The sequence below is a fragment of the Clostridium sardiniense genome (assembly GCF_050584765.1).
Classification (GTDB): Bacteria; Bacillota; Clostridia; order Clostridiales; family Clostridiaceae; genus Clostridium; species Clostridium sardiniense_A.
In genome coordinates, this window is sequence record NZ_JBNOOR010000001.1 from 1,145,241 (window position 1) to 1,164,590 (window position 19,350).

The 19,350-nt window shown below is 30.5% G+C and carries 19 protein-coding genes and 1 riboswitch; all 19 genes read left to right on the forward strand.

The genetic code is table 11. The features are described 5' to 3' along the window. The first annotated feature begins 2 nt into the window (after nt 1-2). Nucleotides 3-893, forward strand: a complete 891-nt coding sequence (gene pstC, locus ACQPUW_RS05575) for a phosphate ABC transporter permease subunit PstC (RefSeq protein ID WP_430836502.1) — start codon at nt 3-5, stop codon at nt 891-893. 2 nt (nt 894-895) lie between these two features. Then, nucleotides 896-1,780, forward strand: a complete 885-nt coding sequence (pstA, locus tag ACQPUW_RS05580) for a phosphate ABC transporter permease PstA (RefSeq protein ID WP_430836503.1) — start codon at nt 896-898, stop codon at nt 1,778-1,780. A gap of 9 nt (nt 1,781-1,789) precedes the next feature. After that, nucleotides 1,790-2,539 (forward strand): phosphate ABC transporter ATP-binding protein PstB, encoded by a 750-nt coding sequence (gene pstB / locus ACQPUW_RS05585; protein ID WP_221860858.1) that lies wholly within the window; start codon nt 1,790-1,792, stop codon nt 2,537-2,539. Nucleotides 2,540-2,560: 21 nt separating this feature from the next. Further along, nucleotides 2,561-3,217, forward strand: a complete 657-nt coding sequence (gene phoU / locus ACQPUW_RS05590) for a phosphate signaling complex protein PhoU (RefSeq protein WP_430834335.1) — start codon at nt 2,561-2,563, stop codon at nt 3,215-3,217. Nucleotides 3,218-3,385: 168 nt separating this feature from the next. After that, on the forward strand, nt 3,386-4,717 hold the full coding sequence (locus tag ACQPUW_RS05595) for a DUF512 domain-containing protein (protein ID WP_430836504.1): 1,332 nt from the start codon (nt 3,386-3,388) through the stop codon (nt 4,715-4,717). 2 nt (nt 4,718-4,719) lie between these two features. After that, nucleotides 4,720-6,036 carry a ribosome biogenesis GTPase Der gene (gene der / locus ACQPUW_RS05600; protein WP_221860865.1) on the forward strand — a complete coding sequence of 439 codons (1,317 nt, stop codon included), beginning with the start codon at nt 4,720-4,722 and terminating at the stop codon, nt 6,034-6,036. Nucleotides 6,037-6,038: 2 nt separating this feature from the next. Continuing rightward, complete coding sequence (locus ACQPUW_RS05605; RefSeq protein ID WP_430836505.1) at nt 6,039-7,031, forward strand: NAD(P)H-dependent glycerol-3-phosphate dehydrogenase; 993 nt, start codon at nt 6,039-6,041, stop codon at nt 7,029-7,031. A 431-nt stretch (nt 7,032-7,462) separates the two neighbouring features. Then, complete coding sequence (spoIVA, locus tag ACQPUW_RS05610) at nt 7,463-8,941, forward strand: stage IV sporulation protein A (protein WP_430836506.1); 1,479 nt, start codon at nt 7,463-7,465, stop codon at nt 8,939-8,941. A 141-nt stretch (nt 8,942-9,082) separates the two neighbouring features. Further along, nucleotides 9,083-9,478, forward strand: coding sequence for a hypothetical protein (locus tag ACQPUW_RS05615; protein ID WP_430836507.1), 396 nt, complete (start codon nt 9,083-9,085; stop codon nt 9,476-9,478). Nucleotides 9,479-9,695: 217 nt separating this feature from the next. Beyond that, nucleotides 9,696-10,688 carry an asparaginase gene (locus tag ACQPUW_RS05620; protein ID WP_430836508.1) on the forward strand — a complete coding sequence of 331 codons (993 nt, stop codon included), beginning with the start codon at nt 9,696-9,698 and terminating at the stop codon, nt 10,686-10,688. Nucleotides 10,689-10,782: 94 nt separating this feature from the next. Continuing rightward, a riboswitch (purine riboswitch) is annotated at nt 10,783-10,881 on the forward strand. An 80-nt stretch (nt 10,882-10,961) separates the two neighbouring features. Then, entirely contained in the window at nt 10,962-12,326 is a 1,365-nt protein-coding gene (locus ACQPUW_RS05625) for an NCS2 family permease (protein WP_430836509.1), read from the forward strand. Nucleotides 12,327-12,485: 159 nt separating this feature from the next. Continuing rightward, complete coding sequence (locus ACQPUW_RS05630) at nt 12,486-13,367, forward strand: YicC/YloC family endoribonuclease (protein WP_430836510.1); 882 nt, start codon at nt 12,486-12,488, stop codon at nt 13,365-13,367. 14 nt (nt 13,368-13,381) lie between these two features. Further along, nucleotides 13,382-13,651 (forward strand): extracellular matrix/biofilm regulator RemA, encoded by a 270-nt coding sequence (gene remA / locus ACQPUW_RS05635; RefSeq protein WP_039316141.1) that lies wholly within the window; start codon nt 13,382-13,384, stop codon nt 13,649-13,651. After that, complete coding sequence (gmk, locus tag ACQPUW_RS05640; protein ID WP_430834331.1) at nt 13,651-14,283, forward strand: guanylate kinase; 633 nt, start codon at nt 13,651-13,653, stop codon at nt 14,281-14,283. The genes remA and gmk overlap by 1 nt, the downstream gene beginning before the upstream one ends. Further along, nucleotides 14,264-14,485, forward strand: a complete 222-nt coding sequence (gene rpoZ / locus ACQPUW_RS05645) for a DNA-directed RNA polymerase subunit omega (protein WP_430834330.1) — start codon at nt 14,264-14,266, stop codon at nt 14,483-14,485. The genes gmk and rpoZ overlap by 20 nt, the downstream gene beginning before the upstream one ends. 6 nt (nt 14,486-14,491) lie before the next feature. Continuing rightward, nucleotides 14,492-15,682, forward strand: a complete 1,191-nt coding sequence (gene coaBC, locus ACQPUW_RS05650; protein WP_430836511.1) for a bifunctional phosphopantothenoylcysteine decarboxylase/phosphopantothenate--cysteine ligase CoaBC — start codon at nt 14,492-14,494, stop codon at nt 15,680-15,682. Nucleotides 15,683-15,735: 53 nt separating this feature from the next. Next, complete coding sequence (gene priA / locus ACQPUW_RS05655; RefSeq protein WP_430836512.1) at nt 15,736-17,931, forward strand: primosomal protein N'; 2,196 nt, start codon at nt 15,736-15,738, stop codon at nt 17,929-17,931. A 12-nt stretch (nt 17,932-17,943) separates the two neighbouring features. Then, complete coding sequence (gene def / locus ACQPUW_RS05660; RefSeq protein WP_430836513.1) at nt 17,944-18,387, forward strand: peptide deformylase; 444 nt, start codon at nt 17,944-17,946, stop codon at nt 18,385-18,387. A gap of 31 nt (nt 18,388-18,418) precedes the next feature. After that, nucleotides 18,419-19,348 (forward strand): methionyl-tRNA formyltransferase, encoded by a 930-nt coding sequence (gene fmt, locus ACQPUW_RS05665; RefSeq protein ID WP_430836514.1) that lies wholly within the window; start codon nt 18,419-18,421, stop codon nt 19,346-19,348. Nucleotides 19,349-19,350: the final 2 nt, after the last annotated feature.

Here is a 19,350-nt window from a genome sequence, read left to right on the forward strand (position 1 = left end):
ATATGAAGAAAAGAAGTTTTAAAGAAAGGTTATTAAATGAATATTTAGGAAAAGGATTTTCAAGTTTTTGTGGGATTTTAATAATTTTAATAACAATATCAATAATTATATTTATAGGATCAAAAGGAATACAAACTTTCACTAAAGGTGAATATAGCGTATTGGAGTTTTTATTCACAAATAACTGGAACCCAACAGGTAGCCCTAAAACCTTTGGAGCTTTTGCCTTCATATTAGGATCAACATTAGTATCATTAGGGGCCGTAATTTTAAGTGCCCCTGTTGCTATTGCATTAGGGATATTTGTTAATGTAATTTCAAAAGGATTTGGAGAGAAGGTTATTAAGCCAGCTTTAGAAATATTAGTTGGTATACCATCAGTAGTATATGGTTGGGTAGGTGTATCGGTACTAGTACCTCTTATAAAGGATAACTTTGGAGGTATGGGATTCTCACTTTTAGCTGGAGTATTAGTATTATCACTTATGATACTTCCAACTATAGCAACACTTTCAATAGATGCAATTAAAGGAATCCCAAGGGAACATATTGAAGCATCATATGGACTTGGAGCAACAAGATGGCAAACAATTAAAAACGTAATAGTACCTGGTTCAAAATCTGGAATACTTACAGGTGTTGTACTTGGAATAGCGAGAGCTTTTGGAGAAGCCCTTGCAGTACAAATGGTAATTGGAAATGCAGTTAAAATACCAGATGGTTTAACATCATCAGCAGCAACATTAACAAGTATATTAACAATGGATATGGCAAACACAGTAAGTGGATCAGCATGGAATGACGCTTTATGGACACTTGCACTAATACTACTAGTAATATCATTTATATTCATACTAATAGTTAGAAATATAGAAAAAAGAGGAGTGAAATAAGAATGGACGCAAAAAAAATAGATAAACTTGCAACGGGAGTATTCTACTTAGTAGCATTTATGGTAGTAGCTATACTTGGGGCATTCATTGCGTATATTTTATATAAAGGTATTGGCATGATAACTCCTTCATTTATATTTGGAAAACCTAGTATGACAAGTGCAGGTGGTGGAATTGGACCACAAATATTTAATTCACTTTACATGTTAGTTATTTCATTAATAATAACAGTACCTATAGGAATAGGAGCAGGGATATATTTAGCAGAATATGCTAAAGAGGGTGTAATATTAAATATTATAAGGTTATCACTTGAAACAATGTCATCATTACCTTCAATAGTAATAGGTATGTTTGGTCTTTTAGTATTTGTAAATTTAGCTGGATGGGGATACTCAATAATAGCAGGTGCATTATCAGTTAGTATATTAAATATTCCATCAATGACAAGAATATCAGAAAATGCTATAAGACATGCATCTAAGAAAGTTAAAGAAGCTTCATTAGGTCTTGGGGCTAGTAAATGGCAAACTATAAGAAGATTAACACTTCCAATAGCTATGAAAGATATTCTAACAGGAATAATATTAGCTTCAGGAAGAATTTTTGGAGAAGCAGCAGCATTCTTATATACAGCAGGATTAAGTTCAGGAATGCTTAACTTTAATCAAATTAGTCTTACTGGAAACACATCTGCATTCTCACTTTTTAGACCAGCAGAAACTTTAGCGGTTCATATATGGAAATTAAATTCAGAAGGTGTAGTACCAGATGCTTCAGCAATAGCAAATGGAACAGCAGCAGTGCTTATAATAATGGTTTTACTATTTAATTTATTAGCAAAAGTTATTGGAAATAGAATGTTAAAGGCATATAGCGGCAAGTAGGAGGAACGTATGAGTATAATAGAAACTAAAAATTTAAATCTTTATTATGGAACAAATAGAGCTCTTAAAGATATAAATATGAAATTTGAAAAGAATGAGGTTACAGCGCTTATAGGACCATCAGGTTGTGGTAAGTCAACCTTCTTAAGAACAATAAATAGAATGAATGATCTTATAGACTCAGTAAAAATAGAAGGAGAAGTTCTATTTGAAGGAAATAATATATTTGATGATTATGATGAGATTGCATTAAGAAAAAGAATTGGTATGGTATTCCAAAAGCCAAATCCTTTCCCAATGTCTATATATGATAATGTAGCTTACGGTCCAAGAATACATGGAATTAAAGATAAGAAAACATTAGACGAAATAGTAGAAAAAAGCTTAAAAGGTGCAGCACTATGGGAAGAAACAAAAGACAGGCTTAAAAAGAGTGCTATGGGATTATCAGGAGGTCAACAACAAAGACTATGTATAGCAAGAACTCTTGCCATATCACCTGAAATAATTCTTATGGATGAACCAACATCAGCACTTGACCCTATTTCTACTAATAAAGTAGAGGACTTAATTGAAGAACTTAAAAAAGAGTATACTGTTATTATAGTTACTCATAATATGCAGCAAGCTGGAAGAATAGCAGATAAAACAGCATTCTTTTTAAATGGTGAGGTTATAGAGTATGGTAAAACAGAAGATATATTCTATAGACCAGAGGATAAGAGAACAGAGGATTATATTACAGGAAGATTTGGTTAATAATAATTAAGAGGTGGTTATATGATAAGGGAGTCACAAAAATTAAGAATAAATACTATAAACAACAACTTAAGTAAAATGACTGATTTAGTAAAAGATCAATTAAATCAAAGTATGCTAGCATTAAAAGAAAGAGATAGTAAATTAGCAGATGAAATAATAAAAGATGATGATAAAGTAGATAATCTTCAAAGAGTAATTGAAGAAGAATGTATTAAGTTCATAGCAACAGAGCAACCTTTAGCAAAAGATTTAAGAAGAGTATTTACAGCATCAAAAATAGTAACTGATTTAGAAAGAATGGCAGACCATGCAGTTGACATATGTAAAATAGCAAGAAAAGCAGATTCTAAAACTTATATAAGTGAAGCAAAAAAACTTTGGGTTATGGAAGAAAAAATACAAAATATGATTACTTTAGCACTAAAGGCTTATCTAGATAGAGATGCTGATAAAGCTTATGATATATGTAAATTAGATGATGAGATAGATGATTTATATAAAGAGGTCTTTAAAGATACATTAGTTTATATAAAAGATGATGAAAGTCAAGTTGAAGTTGGGACTAATTTATTGTTTGTAAGTAAGTATTTAGAGAGAATTGGAGACCATGTAACTAATATTTGCGAATGGATCATATTTAGCAAAAAAGGTGAATATGTTGATTTGAATGAATAGTTTAAAACCACGCTAATAACTTTAGTGTGGTTTTTATTATGTATTTATTTTATATAATTTAAATTATGTATGTAAATGTAGTGTTTTTCATGACTTTTATTGACTAACTACATATATTAATGTAATATAACAAAAGATACACTAGTTTATAAAAAGGGGAGTGAAAATATGAAGAACTTAATAAAAAGTGTGCTTCCAGATAGTATTGCAGAAGAAGTAGGTATAGAGCCTGGAGATTTTCTTCTTACAATTAATGATAAGGAAATAGAAGATATTATTGATTATAGATTTTTAGCTGTAGATGAAGAAATAACAATTCAGGTAGAAAAAGCTAGTGGTGAGATATGGGATATTGAAATAGAAAAAGATTACGGTGAAGAGCTTGGACTAGATTTCGAAGGCGGAATAATGGATAAAGCAAAGAGCTGTAGTAATAAATGCGTATTTTGTTTTATAGATCAATTACCAAAGGGTATGAGAGATACTCTTTATTTTAAAGATGATGATTCAAGGCTATCATTTTTACAAGGTAATTTTGTTACATTAACAAATATGAAAGAAAAAGATATAGATAGAATAATAAAGTACAAAATAAGTCCTATTAATATATCAGTACATACCACAAATCCAGAACTTAGGGTTAAGATGCTTAATAATAGATTTGCAGGTGAAATCTATGCAAGAATGAAAAGACTTAAAGATGCAGGAATTCAAATGCATGCTCAAATAGTCTGTGTGCCTGGAATTAATGATGGAGAAGAGCTTAAGAGAACAATAAATGATTTATACACTCTTTATCCTCAAGTTAATAATGTAGCTGTAGTACCAATTGGTATCACTAAGTTTAGAAAAGGATTAACACATGTAAATACATTTACAAAAGAAAGTTCAAAAGAAGCAATAGAAATGGTAGGTAAACTTCAAAATAAATTTATGAAAGAAGTTAATGAACCATTTGTAAGGTTATCAGATGAATTTTATGTTGTAGCAGAAGAAGATGTTCCAGGTGAAGACTTCTATAATGGCTTTGAACAATTAGAGGATGGTGTAGGAACTATTCGTTATTATAGAGAAGCTATAAAGAGAGATTTAGAACTTTTAGATCTAAATAAAAAAGGAAGTTATACTGTAGTAACTGGTACATTAGCTTATAATGAAATAAAAGATGCTATGGATAGTATAGTTTCAAAAAATCCAAAAGTTAAAATAGATGTAAAAAAGATTGTAAATAACTATTTTGGAGAGACTATTACAGTAGCAGGTCTTTTAACAGGAACAGATATCATAGAGCAAATAAAAGATAGTATAGATACAAAATATCTTATAATGCAAGATAATATGTTCAGAAGAGGATATGAATTAGCTCCAGAGGAACTTGTTATGCTAGATGACGTAACAATTGATATGTTAGAGGATGCACTAGGTGTCAAGGTTATCGTGTGTGATTACTCAGGAGATGGGTTTATAGATATAATAAATAATTACAATGAGGAGGAATAGTAATGGGAAAACCGATTGTTGCAATGGTAGGAAGACCAAACGTTGGTAAATCTACATTATTTAATAGATTAGCAGGAAAGAGAATTTCTATAGTTGAAGATACACCGGGGGTTACAAGAGATAGAGTGTATGCTGAAGCTGAATGGCTTAATCATAATTTTACAATGATAGATACAGGTGGTATAGAACCTGAAAGAGACGATATCATAGTAAAACAAATGAGAAGACAAGCGAATATAGCAATAGAAACAGCAGATGTAATAGTATTTATTGTTGATGGTAAAGAAGGTTTAACACCAGCTGACCAAGAAGTTGCGTCAATGCTTAGAAAGAGCAAAAAACCAGTTGTTCTAGTAGTTAATAAGGTAGATACACTAAAAGAAGAAGATAATGCATGGGAGTTCTATAATTTAGGTATAGGAGATCCAATTACAATATCAGGAGCTCAAGGATTAGGGCTTGGAGATATGCTAGATAGAGTAGTTGAACATTTTGATAACTCATATTTAGACGAGGAAGAAGACGAGTTTATAAGAATAGCTATGATTGGTAAGCCAAATGTAGGTAAATCATCTCTTATAAATAAACTTTTAGGTGAAGATAGAGTTATAGTTTCAAATGTTCCAGGAACAACAAGAGATGCAATTGACTCATACCTAGAAACTGATGAAGGTAAGTTTATACTTATAGATACTGCTGGAATTAGAAGAAAAAGTAAAGTAAAAGAGGAAATAGAAAGATATAGTGTTATAAGAACTTACACAGCTATTGAAAGAGCAGATGTTTGTATATTAATGGTAGATGCGCAAGAAGGTATAACAGAACAAGACGAAAAGATAATAGGATATGCTCATGAAATGAGAAAAGCTATTATGGTAGTAGTTAATAAATGGGATCTTATAGAAAAAGATGATAAGACACTTGATAAATATAAAAAGGAACTTCAAGGAAAACTTAAATTCTTAAGTTATGCTCCATATGTATTTATTTCAGCACTTACAGGACAAAGAACACATAAAATTCTTAGTACTGCAAGAATGTGTTACGATAACTATTCAAAGAGAATTTCAACAGGTGTTTTAAATGATGTAATAAATAGAGCAGTTCTTATGAAAGAACCACCAATTGTTGGATTAAAGAGAATGAAAATTTATTATGCAACACAAGTTGCTGCAAGACCACCTAAATTTATTTTCTTTGTTAATGATTCAAATGCAACACATTTCTCATATCAAAGATACCTAGAGAACCAATTAAGACAAAGTTTTGATTTTGAAGGAACTGGTATACAAATAGAGTATAGAGAAAGGAAAATGTAATTATGAGTAAGGTAGCATTTATTGGAGGAGGAAGCTTTGGTACAGCATTAGCTGTTCAGCTTGGTCAAAAAGGAAACGAAATAAGTATATTTGACAGAGATATTAATGTATGTAATGACATCAATAATAACAGAAAAAATGATAAATATATTAAAGACCTAATCATTCCAGAAAATATTACAGCCTATAATAATTTAGATGAGGCAATAGATGGGATTGACTATTTAGTTTTAGCAATTCCTTCCCATGTAATACGAGATGTTACTAGATCTTTAAAAGGAAAAATTACAAAAGATGTAGTCATAATATCTATAGCAAAAGGTATTGAACCTACAAGCAACAAAAGACTATCAGAGGTTATAGAAGAAGAACTTCCTAATCCTGTAGTTATACTATCAGGACCAAGTCATGCTGAAGAGGTAGCAATAGAGATCCCAACTACTTTAGTTGCGACATCAAACGATATGAAGTACGCAGAACAAGTTCAAGAATTATTTATGACACCAACACTTAGAATATACACTAACGAGGATATAGTTGGTGTAGAGATAGGTGGAGCTGTTAAAAATATTATTGCACTAGCAGCAGGTATCGGCGATGGTGTTGGATATGGTGATAATTCAAAGGCAGCCTTAATGACAAGAGGAATGAAAGAAATTTCAAGAGTAGGGATGGCCTTAGGCGGAAAAGCTGAAACATTCTTCGGTCTTACAGGAATGGGAGATTTAATCGTTACTTGTACATCAATGCATTCAAGAAATAGAAGAGCTGGTATCCTTATAGGAAAAGGTGCTTCTTTAGATGAAGCTTTAGATGAAGTTGGAATGATAGTTGAAGGGGTTAAAGCTTGCAAGGCTTTCCATGAACTAAATAGAGAAATTGGTGTTAGTATGCCAATTACAGATGCACTATATAGTATACTTTTTGAAGGTAAAGAGCCGAGAGAAGCTGTTCAAGAACTAATGCTTAGAGAAAAGAAAAACGAAACACATTAAAAAAGCAACCAAATTTGGTTGCTTTTTTTTATATTTATTTCATATCTTATAACCTTCATGTCATATAACTATAATATAGAGGTAAATGAGGAGGTCTTTAGTTTAGAAATATAGATTAGTTTTCTATATTATCTTAGATTATAGTTATATACATTGCGTAAAAATTTTTATAAGGAACTTTATGATATCGATTTCTTATTTTAGGACGATAAAAAGTATTTAGGATTATTATTCATAAATGAAATAGCAGTTTTACGAATTTTTTTTAATGTTAATATAGTCTTTCTGTTTACTTATTTAAATTTATATAAATATTTTACTATATTACTCTGAAATATGGAAATATATTTAAAAATTCAATTATAAATTAGTATATAATTTCAACATTTAGAATATATATATATTGTTACAAATAGTTAGGAGGTATTTTCTTGGACAACTTTAAAATCTATAAAGATATATCAGAAAGAACCCAAGGAGACATATATGTAGGAGTTGTTGGTCCTGTAAGAACTGGTAAATCAACTTTTATAAAGAAATTTATGGATCTTATGGTAATACCAAAGATAGATAATGAATTTAAGAAAGAAAGGGCAAAGGATGAATTACCACAAAGTGGATCAGGGAAAATGATACACACAACAGAACCAAAATTTGTTCCAAATGAAGCAATTGAAATAAACATTGAAGATGAAATAAAATTTAAAGTTAGAATGGTTGATTGTGTAGGCTATATAGTAAAAGAAGCATTAGGATATATAGAGGGTGATACACCTAAAATGGTAAATACTCCGTGGTATGATTATGAAATTCCATTTGAAGATGCAGCTGAAATAGGAACTAGAAAGGTTATAACAGACCATTCAACAATTGGTTTAGTTATAACTACAGATGGAAGCATAACTGGACTTGAAAGACAAGATTATGTTGAGGCAGAAGAAAGAGTAATATCTGAACTGCAATCAATAAATAAGCCATTTGTAGTAGTACTTAATAGCTCAAGAGTAAATTCTAAGGAAACAAAAGAAATTAAAAAGGAAATGGAAGAAAAATATAACGTTGAAGTTCAACCTATGGACATAGCAAATATGAGAGAAGAAGACATTGAAAATTTATTTAAGCATGTACTTAAAGAATTCCCAGTAAAAGAAGTTAATATTGATATGCCAGAGTGGCTTGAGAGGCTAGAAGCAGAGCATTGGCTTAAAAAGGATTTCTTTAACATAATAAGAGGGATGAGCAAAAACATATCAAAAATAAGAGATGTAAAAATTTCTCTAGATAAATTAGATGGAGAGGAGTTTTTAGGAGAGGCTTTTATAAAAGAAATAGATCTTGGGGTAGGGACAGCTAGGGTTATACTTAAACCTAAAGATGGAATATTCTATAAAGTTTTAAGTGAAATTTGTGAATTAGATGTTACTTCAGAAAATGATCTTATGTCAATAATAAAAGAATTAAATTTTGCTAAAAAAGAATATGATAAAGTTAAAGATGCTTTAAATGATGTAAATGAAACAGGATATGGGCTAGTAGCACCACAGCTTAAAGAAATGAAATTTGAAGAACCGGAAATTGTTAAACATGGTTCTCAATACGGAGTTAAGTTAAAAGCAAGTGCACCATCACTTCATTTTATAAAAGCTAATATACAAACTGAAATAAGCCCTATTATGGGATCTGAAAAAGAATCAGAGGAGTTAGTTAAGTCATTACTTGAACAATTCGAAAATGATCCAGCAACTTTATGGCAAAGTAATATGTTAGGTAAATCACTCGAAGTTCTTGTTAAGGAAGGCCTTCAAAATAAATTATATAAAATGCCAGAAGATGTTCAGATAAAAATTCAAAAAACATTACAAAAAATAATAAATGAGGGTAATGGTGGATTAATCTGTATAATCCTATAGAAATAAAAAAAGGTTAGTATCTTGTTTAACATTATACTAGCCTTTTTAAGATTATGTTATCATATTCATCAAATTGTGAATAATATATAATATAAAATATATATTTTTAAAGTATTACGCGAAAAGGCATGGTGAGGTATTATGATTAATAAATACAAGGCTTATAAAAAAGTTGGGGCAATAGATAAGGCAATCTCAGAGAAAGTAGGGTTTGATTTTTATGGAAATGTCTATGCTTCACCAGGGGTATTAAAGCATATAAGAAAAAAGCACGGAAAACAGCTTACTAGAAATATAAAAGATAATTTAACAATAATTATTGAAAGAATTATTGGAGATCCAGATTTTGTAGGAATGAATAAAAGGAATGCAGAATCAGGTGCATTAGAATTAGTAAAAAAAGTTGATGCATATATAATGCTAATACTTGAAGTTGATTTAAAAGAAAAATATATTTATGTTTCAAGTATGTATCCAGTAACAAAAAGTAAGATGAGAAATAAGATATATAGTGGCACTTTGAAAGAGGCTGTATAATAAAAAAGTATTATTTGCTTGAAAAATGTTTCATTAAGTATGTATAATAAAAATATATAAAAGTTTTTGAGGTGAGAAAAGGCTCCTCACGCGCTAATATAATTTAGTAAACAGAGATGTAGGATACGCCGCCCTACCAAAAATTATTTAAAGACTTAGAGACTTTTGGTAAATACCAAGAGTTCTTTTTATTACAAAGGAAAACAGGAGGATGACTATGAAAAAAATTGCGGTTGTTTTTAATGGTGGAACAATATCAATGAAAGTTGATGATAGAATAAAGGCTGCTGTGCCAAGCTTAAGTGGAGAAGAGATAATGGCAATGGTGACAGGGATAGAAGATTATGCTGAAGTTGTAAATTATAATTTCTCATCTCTTCCATCACCACACGTTACACCTGAACTTATGCTTAAATTATCGAAATTTGTTCAAGAGCTAGCAGATAGAGAGGATATTGCAGGAATTGTTATAACACATGGTACAGATACTTTAGAAGAGACAGCATACTTTTTAGATTTAACAGTTAAGACTAAAAAACCAATAGTTGTAACTGGTGCTATGAGAAGTTCTTCAGAACTTGGATATGATGGGCCTTTTAATTTAGCTGCATCAATTTGTACAGCTATAGCTGAAGAGTCAAGAGGTAGAGGGGTGATAGTTTGCTTTAATGGAGAATTGAATGATGCAAGAGAAGTTACTAAAGCAAATTCAATGGCATTAAATGCTTTTAGAACTCCAAACTTTGGACCTGTTGGAATAGTTGACAATAATAAAGTTATATTCTATAGAAAAGGTAAAAAAGGAGAAAAGTTATCACCAAGCAATATGGACAAAGATGTGGCACTTATAAAGTGTGTTGCTGGAATGGACTCATCTTACATAGACTTTGCTTTAGAAAAAGGATTTAAGGGAATTGTAATTGAAGGAATGGGAAGAGGAAATGTTCCACCAACAATGGTTGAAGGAATAAAGAAAGCTATATCAATGAATATTCCGGTAGTTCTTGTATCTAGATGCTTTGAAGGAAGAGTTTTTGAAAGTTATGGATATGAAGGTGGAGGAAAACATTTAATGGATCTTGGAGTTATATTTGGTGACACAATGCCGGGCCAAAAAGCAAGAATACAACTCTTAGCAGCTATAAATTCAGGTAAGACATTAGATGAAATTAAAAAATTATTTGAAGAAGGATTATATGAACATAATTAGATAAATGAATGAATTTCATTCATAAATTTAAAATTATTCGCATATAACAATATATTTTAATAAAATATATTGACAATATTCGTGAAAATTAATAGAATAGTATTGTAAAAAGACTCATATAATAGTGGAATATGGGCCACTAGTTTCTACAAGATGCCTTAAACATCTTACTATGGGAAGACTATTCTTAAGAAAAAATTTAAAGAAGGTCATTATGAGTTATTTTATAGAAAATAGGTCATAATGACCTTCTTAGTTTTGTGGGGGGAAAAAATGAATAAAGAAAAAAGAGTTTTCGAAATATTAGAAAACAAGAATGTTGATTTTAAGAAAGAGATTATAGCTGGGATAACAACATTCTTAACAATGGCGTACATAATAGCTGTTAATCCAAGCATATTAAGTGCAACTGGTATGGATCAAGGTGCATTAGTTACTGCAACTTGTCTAGCGGCAGCTATAGCAACTATACTTATGGGAGTATTTGCGAATCTACCATTTGCATTAGCATCAGGTATGGGACTTAATGCTTATTTTGCTTTTTCTGTTGTAATTGGAAAAGGTATATCATGGGAGGTAGCATTAACAGCAGTTTTTGTTGAAGGTATCATATTTATTCTTATGTCACTATTTAAAGTTCGTCAAGCAGTTGTAAAAGCGATACCTATGAATATGAAATATGCGGTTACAGCTGGTATTGGATTATTTATTGCTTTTATAGGTCTTACTGGAAGTAATATAGTTGTTGATAATCCAGATACATTTTTAGCACTAGGACATTTTACTACACCAACAGTTATAATAGCATTAATTGGAGTAGTGGTTATTGCTGTACTAGATAAAAAGGGAGTTAAAGCATCTATACTTTTTGGAATATTAGTATCAACATTACTTGCATGGGGATATGCAATGTTTAACCCAGAATATGCAGCAAGCCTTGGTATATATTTACCTAATGGAATTATTAAATTTGAAAGTATAGCTCCTATAGCAGGAAAACTTGATTTTGGTTATATGTTAAATCCGAATACTATATGGACTTTTATAACAGTAGTTTGTACATTCTTATTTGTAGATTTCTTTGATACTATTGGAACATTAGTTGGAGTTACATCAAGGGCTGGAATGCTTGATAAAGATGGTAACATTCCAAATGTAGGAAAAGCTTTAATGGTGGATGCAATAGGAACAACGGCAGGAGCGTGTCTTGGAGTTTCTACAGTGACAACTTTTGTTGAGAGTTCAACAGGAGTAGCAGCAGGTGGAAGAACAGGTTGGACATCAGTAACAACAGGATTATTATTCTTAGTTGCAATGTTTTTCTCACCAATTTTTGTAGCAATTCCAGCATGTGCAACAGCACCAGCTTTAATATATGTTGGTTATTTAATGCTTGGAGCTGTTAAAAATATTGATTTTAATGAAATAACAGAAGGATTCCCTGCATTTATAACAATAGCAGCTATGCCACTTACTTATAGCATAGGAGATGGATTAACTCTAGGAGTTCTAGCTTATGTTTTCATTAATGTTTTATATAATACATTCTTTATAAAGAAGAGAGAAGAGAAGAAAAAAATATCTATAGTTATGATTGTACTTGCTATAGTATTCTTATTTAAATTATTCTTATTATAAAATAAATGAAGGACTAGCTCTTTTGAGTTAGTCTTTTTTTATTGAGAAATATAACTAAAACTTAATTGTAAACATTTTGTTAACAAACTATTGACTTTAATGGTGTACTAAAATAATATGTATTTATGAATTTAAGTTTTATGCAGAGGAGGGAAAATAATGGTTAAAAGTATGACTAGCTTTGGAAGAGCTAGTAGTGAAGAAGGTAAAGAAAGACTTTTTTCTATTGAAATGAAAAGTGTAAATCATAGATATTTAGATATGAATATAAGAATGCCAAAGTCAATTTTTCCTTTAGAAGAAAGGCTTCGTAAATTAATAAGCTCAAAGTTAAATAGAGGAAAAGTTGATGTTTATATAAATCTTAAGAACTTTTCTAAAGGTGAAAGTGTTGCAGAAGTTAATGAAACGTTAGCTAGAAGCTACTTTGAATGCTTAGCTAGAATTTCAGAAGAATTAAACATTCCAAATGATGCAACAGCAACTAAGATAGCAAGATTTCCAGATGTAATTTCAGTTACAGAAAAAGAAGAAAATGTTGAAGAAATATTTGAAGAAATAAAAGTTTTAATGGAAACTTCTCTTGAAAATATGGTTGAAATGAGGGAAAGAGAAGGAGAAAAACTTAAAGAAGATATATTAGAAAAGCTTAATGTAATAGAAAACCTTGTACTTGATATAGAGAAAATTGCAGATTTAATTCCAATGCAGTATAAAGCAAAGTTAGAAGATAGAATAAAAGATCTAACTACAGGAATTGAAGTAGATGTAAATAGAGTTGCAGTTGAAATTGCTATTTTCGCAGATAAGGCTACTGTAGATGAAGAAATTATAAGACTTAGAAGTCATATATCTCAAATGAGAAGTACGCTTGATATATGTGAGCCAATAGGTAGAAAGCTTGACTTTATTGTTCAAGAAATGAATAGAGAAGCAAATACTATAGCTTCTAAATCAAATGACATGAAAATGACAAATATAGTCATTGACATAAAAAATCTAATTGAAAAGATTAGAGAACAAGTTCAAAACATAGAATAATAAGGAGGATACACATGGGTATTAAATTAATCAATATTGGCTTTGGAAATATTGTGTCAGCTAATAGACTAGTTGCTATTGTAAGTCCTGAGTCTGCACCAATTAAGAGAATAATCCAGGAAGCTAGAGATAGAGGAATGCTTATCGATGCAACTTATGGAAGAAGAACAAGAGCAGTTATTATAACTGATAGTGACCATGTAATTTTATCAGCAGTTCAACCAGAAACAGTAGCTCACAGATTATCAAATAAAGATGATCATGAAGATGAGGTAGATGAATAATGAGTAAAAAAGGCGTTTTATTAGTAATATCAGGTCCATCAGGAGCTGGTAAAGGAACAATTTGTAAGGCATTATTAGATAAACATAAGGATATTTATTTATCAGTTTCAGCCACAACTAGAGAGCCAAGAGTTGGCGAAGTGCATGGTGTAAATTATTTCTTCAAAACCAAAGAAGAATTTTTACAAAAGGTCGAAGAAGGAGATTTCTTAGAACATGCAGAAGTGTATGGCAATTACTATGGAACACCAAAGTCTAGTGTACAAAAGATGTTAGACGAAGGCAGAGATGTAATATTAGAAATAGATATACAAGGGGCTTTAAAAGTCAAAGAAAATTGTGAAGAGGGAATATTTATATTTATACTTCCTCCATCAATGGAAGAATTAAAGCAAAGAATCATTAGAAGAGGAAGTGAAACACCAGAATCTTTAATGACAAGATTTAAATCAGCGTATAAAGAAATAAACTATATTTCAAAATATAATTATGCTGTAGTAAATGATGAAGTAGATACAGCTGTAACAAAGCTTGAAGCTATAATTGCAGCTGAAAAATGCAGAGTAGATAGAATGAAAAATAAGATATTAGATTCTAAGGAGGGCTTTATACATGAACAACTCTATGATTAATCCATCAATAGTAGATTTATTAAAAAAGGTAGAAGACAGATACTCACTAGTTATAGTGACTTCAAAGAGAGCTAGACAAATAATTGCAGGTAGTGAACCATTAGTAAAAGTAAATTCACAAAAACCTTTAACAATCGCAATAAACGAAGTAAATGAAGATAAAGTAGGATACGAAACTATAGAAGTAGTAGAGGAAAACTAATATACTATGTATAAGAATAAATGCGTTGTATTAGGAGTTTGTGGAGGAATTGCGGTTTATAAAGCATTAGATGTTGTAAGCGCTCTTCGTAAAAAAGGAGTAGAGGTTAGGGTCATAATGACTGAATCATCTACTCAATTTGTTACACCATTAACCTTTCAGTCAATTAGTCAAAATATGGTTATAACTGATATGTTTGCAGAGCCAAAGGCGTGGGAAATTCAACATATTAGTCTTGCTCAAAAAGCAGATATAATGCTTATTGCACCAGCTACAGCCAATATAATAGGTAAGGTTGCAAATGGTATAGCGGATGATATGTTATCAACTACTATCATGGCTACTAAAGCTAAGGTTATATTTGCACCGGCAATGAATACAAATATGTATGAAAATCCAATTGTTCAAGCTAATATTAAAAAGCTTAAAGAATATGGATATGAGTTTATAGAACCAGACTCAGGAAGACTTGCATGTGGAGATATTGGCAAAGGAAAACTTCCGAAGCCAGAAGTTATATTTGAGCATGTTTTAACAGCACTTCACCCAACTAAAGATTTAGAAGGTAAGAAAGTTCTTGTAACAGCAGGACCTACTAGAGCAAATATAGATCCAGTTAGATTTATAACAAATAATTCAACTGGGAAAATGGGATATGCTATTGCAGAAGAAGCAAGAGATAGAGGTGCTAGAGTTGTACTTGTAACTGGAGCTAAAAATATAAAGAAACCACATGGAATAGAAATTATTGAAGTAGATACAAATTCTGAAATGAGAAAGGCTGTCCTTGATCATTATAATTCATCTGACATTGTTATAAAGTCAGCAGCTGTTGCTGATTATAAGCCTAAGGAATATAGCGATGAGAAAATAAAAAAAGGTGATGGGAATTTAAATATAGAATTTACTAGAGATAATGATATTTTAATGGAACTTGGAGAAAAGAAAAAGAACCAAGTATTAATTGGTTTTGCTGCTGAAAGTAGTAATTTGATAGAAAACGCAAAAGGCAAATTAAAGAGAAAAAATCTTGATTATATTATAGCAAATGATATTACATCAAAAGAAACTGGTTTTGGTAGTGATCAAAATAAGGTTTTTGTAATTTCAAAGGATGGTTCTATAAAAGAACTTGATATAATGAGTAAAAGAGAAGTAGCTAGTAATTTGTTTGATGTTATTGAAAGAAAGCGCTAAGTATGCGCTTTCTTCTCTTATTAAGAAGAATTTTGAAAGGGTGAACTTATAAAATGGAACTATATGCTGAAGTAATTGTAAATAGTGATGCTGTAGAGATAGATAAGCCATTCACTTATAAAGTTAAAGATGATCTAGTTCCTTTAATTAGTGTAGGTCACAGAGTTAAAATTCCATTTGGAGTGAGAAATAAACCTACAGAAGGGTTTGTTATGGCTCTTTCAACTGAGTTTAATGATACATATAAGGTTAAAGAAATAATTAAATTATGTGATGAAGAACCTATTCTTACAAAAGAAGATTTGCTTATGATAGAATTTTTAATACGTAAAACTCTTTGCAAACATATAGATGCAATAAGAGTTTTGATACCAACTGGGCTTATTAAAGGACTAAAAAGCAAAAAGAAAAAAGTTATTAAGTTTGTTAATGATTTTTATGAAGATATAAAAAATAAAGAAAAATATAAAAATCTTATTAGCTTTATAAAAGATAATGATTGTTTATTTTCTAAAGCAGAATTATCAAAAGAATATAACTTTTCTACATATGTAATAAATAAGTCAATAGAAAAAGGATATTTATCTATTGAAGAGACAGTAATAGAGAGATTTAATCGTAGGATTTATAAAGAAGATAATTCTAAAGATTTAACAGAAGAACAAAAACAAGCAATATTAAGAATTGAAAATACAGATAAAAATGGAGTGCTTTTAAAGGGCGTAACAGGTTCAGGGAAAACTGAAATTTATATGAATTTAGTAGAAAAAGTACTAAATAGAGGAGAGGGAGCTATTGTTTTAGTTCCAGAAATAGCATTAACTCCACAGATGATTGAAAGATTTAAGGGAAGATTTGGAGAAGATGTTGCACTATTTCATAGTAGGCTTTCAGATGGTGAAAGATTCGATGAGTGGTATAGAGTAAAATCAGGAAGGTGCAGACTTGTAGTTGGCGCTAGAAGTGCAATATTCCTTCCAGTAGATAAATTAGGACTAATAATTATCGATGAAGAGCATGAAGGAACTTATAAATCTGAACATAACCCTAAGTATAACACTAAAGAAGTAGCAGAATTTTTAAGTGTTATAAAGGGATGCAAATATATTTTAGGATCTGCAACACCATCTGTTGAAAGTTTTGCAGATGCTATGGTCTCAAAAACAGAATTAATTGAACTTAATAACAGAGTTGATAATAAACCTCTTCCTACTATGGAAATAGTAGATATGAGAGAAGAACTTAAAGTTAAGAATCTTTCAATGTTTTCAAGAAAACTCTATAAAGAAATGAAAGAGGCTTTAGAGAGAAAAGAGCAAATTATATTATTCTTAAATAGAAGAGGATTTTCTACATTTATTTCTTGTAGAAGTTGTGGATATGTGTTTAAATGTCATAAATGTGACATATCTATGACTTATCATAAAAATGGATACTTAGTTTGCCATTATTGTGGCCGAACAGAAAAGCAAGTTAAAATTTGTCCAAAATGTAAGAGTAAATATGTTAAGTTTTTTGGAGCTGGTACTGAAAAAGTAGAGAATGAAGTTAGAAAATATTTTAAAGATGCTAGAATTCTTAGGATGGATGCTGACACAACAAGGAATAAAGATTCTCATGAAAGAATATACAATTCTTTTAAAAGAGGAGAAGCTGATATATTAATTGGTACCCAGATGATAACCAAAGGCTTGGATTTTAAAGGAGTTACCTTAGTTGGAGTATTGGCTGCTGATATGTCACTTAATATACCGGATTATAGATCTGGTGAGAGAACGTTTCAGGTAATAACTCAGGTTGCAGGAAGAGCAGGAAGAGGAGATAAAGAAGGAAAAGTTATAATCCAATCTTATACTCCAAATCATCCAAGTTTAAAGTATGCTATAGATAATGACTATGTAGGAATGTTTAAAGAAGAAATTGCTATAAGAAAAGGAATGGGATATCCACCTTTTGGAAAAATATTGCTTATAAGAGGGATTTCAAAAAATGAAGAAAAATTAAAGGAATTTATGAAATCTATAGCTAAGGAAGTTGATAAACTACTAGAGGATGAAATAACACTGCTAGGGCCAACTCAGTGTATAGTTGGAAAGATTAAGGATAAATATAGATGGCAAATCTTAATTAAGGGCAAAATTATAGATGAACTAGCTAAAAAAATAAAAGATAGACTTTATGAAATGAATAAGAGTGTATATAATGAAATAAGAGTAAATATTGATATAAACCCAAATAATTTATTATAGGAGGAATTTTTCATGGCAATTAGAAAAATAAGACTTAAAGGTGACGAAGTATTAAGAAAGAATAGTAAGGTTGTTGATAAAATAGATAATAGAACTTTAACATTAATAGAAGATATGATAGATACTATGTATGAAGAGGATGGAGTTGGTCTTGCAGCACCACAAGTTGGAATACTTAAAAGGATATTTGTTATAGATGTTTATGATGGAGAAGGTGCTAGAGTATTTATAAACCCTGAAATTCTTGAAACTTCAGGAAGTCAATATGGAGAAGAAGGATGTCTTAGTGTACCAGGTGAATTTGAAGATGTAGAAAGACCAAACTATGTAAAGGTAAAAGCTTTAAATGAAAAAGGTGAAGAATTTATTTTAGAGGGAGAAGAATTACTTGCAAGAGCAATTCTACACGAAAATGATCATTTAAATGGTATTTTATTTATAGATAAAGTAAAATAAAGTTTACTAACACAAAAAAGGAGGGATACTTTTGAAGATAGTATTTATGGGAACACCAGATTTTGCAGTTCCATCTTTAAAAGAATTAATAGATAAATATGGAGTAGAGGCAGTATTTACTCAACCAGATAGACCAAAAGGTAGAGGTAAGAAATTAGCTTTTTCACCAGTTAAAGAAGAAGCATTAAAGCATGATATTAAGGTATATCAACCAGAAAAATTAAAAGATGAAAAAGAAATGATTGAAATGCTAAAAGATATGAAGCCAGATTTTATTATAGTTGTAGCATTTGGTCAAATACTTACTAAAGAAGTTCTTGACATACCAAAGTATGGTTGTATAAATTTACATGGGTCAATACTTCCTATGTATAGAGGTGCAGCACCTATAAACTGGGCAATTATAAATGGAGAAAAGGTATCAGGAAATACTACTATGCTTATGGATGTTGGGCTTGATACTGGGGATATGCTTTTAAAGGATGAAGTTGAAATAACTGATAACATGAATGCAGGAGAGCTTTATGATATCCTTAAAGAAAGAGGCGGAAAGCTTTTAGTTGATACAATAGAAGGTGTAGTTAATGGAACTATAACTCCAGAAAAGCAAAGTGATGAAACTTTCTATGCCAAAATGCTAAACAAAAAGATGGCTGAAATTGATTGGAGTAAGAGTGCTAGAGAAATTCATAATATGATTAGAGGATTAAATCCTTGGCCTGTTGCACATACTTTATATAATGGAAGCACTATGAAAATATTTGAAAGTGAAGCTTTAAATAAGGAAAGTAAGGCAGAGTGCGGAAAAATAATAGAAGTTTCAAAGAAGGGAATAGAAGTCTCTACTGGAGAAGGTGTTCTCTTAATTAAAAAAATGCAATTCCCGAGTTCAAAACCTTTGATGGTAGAACAATATATAAATGGTCATGAGGTTAATAAAGAATTTATATTAGGTAGATAGGA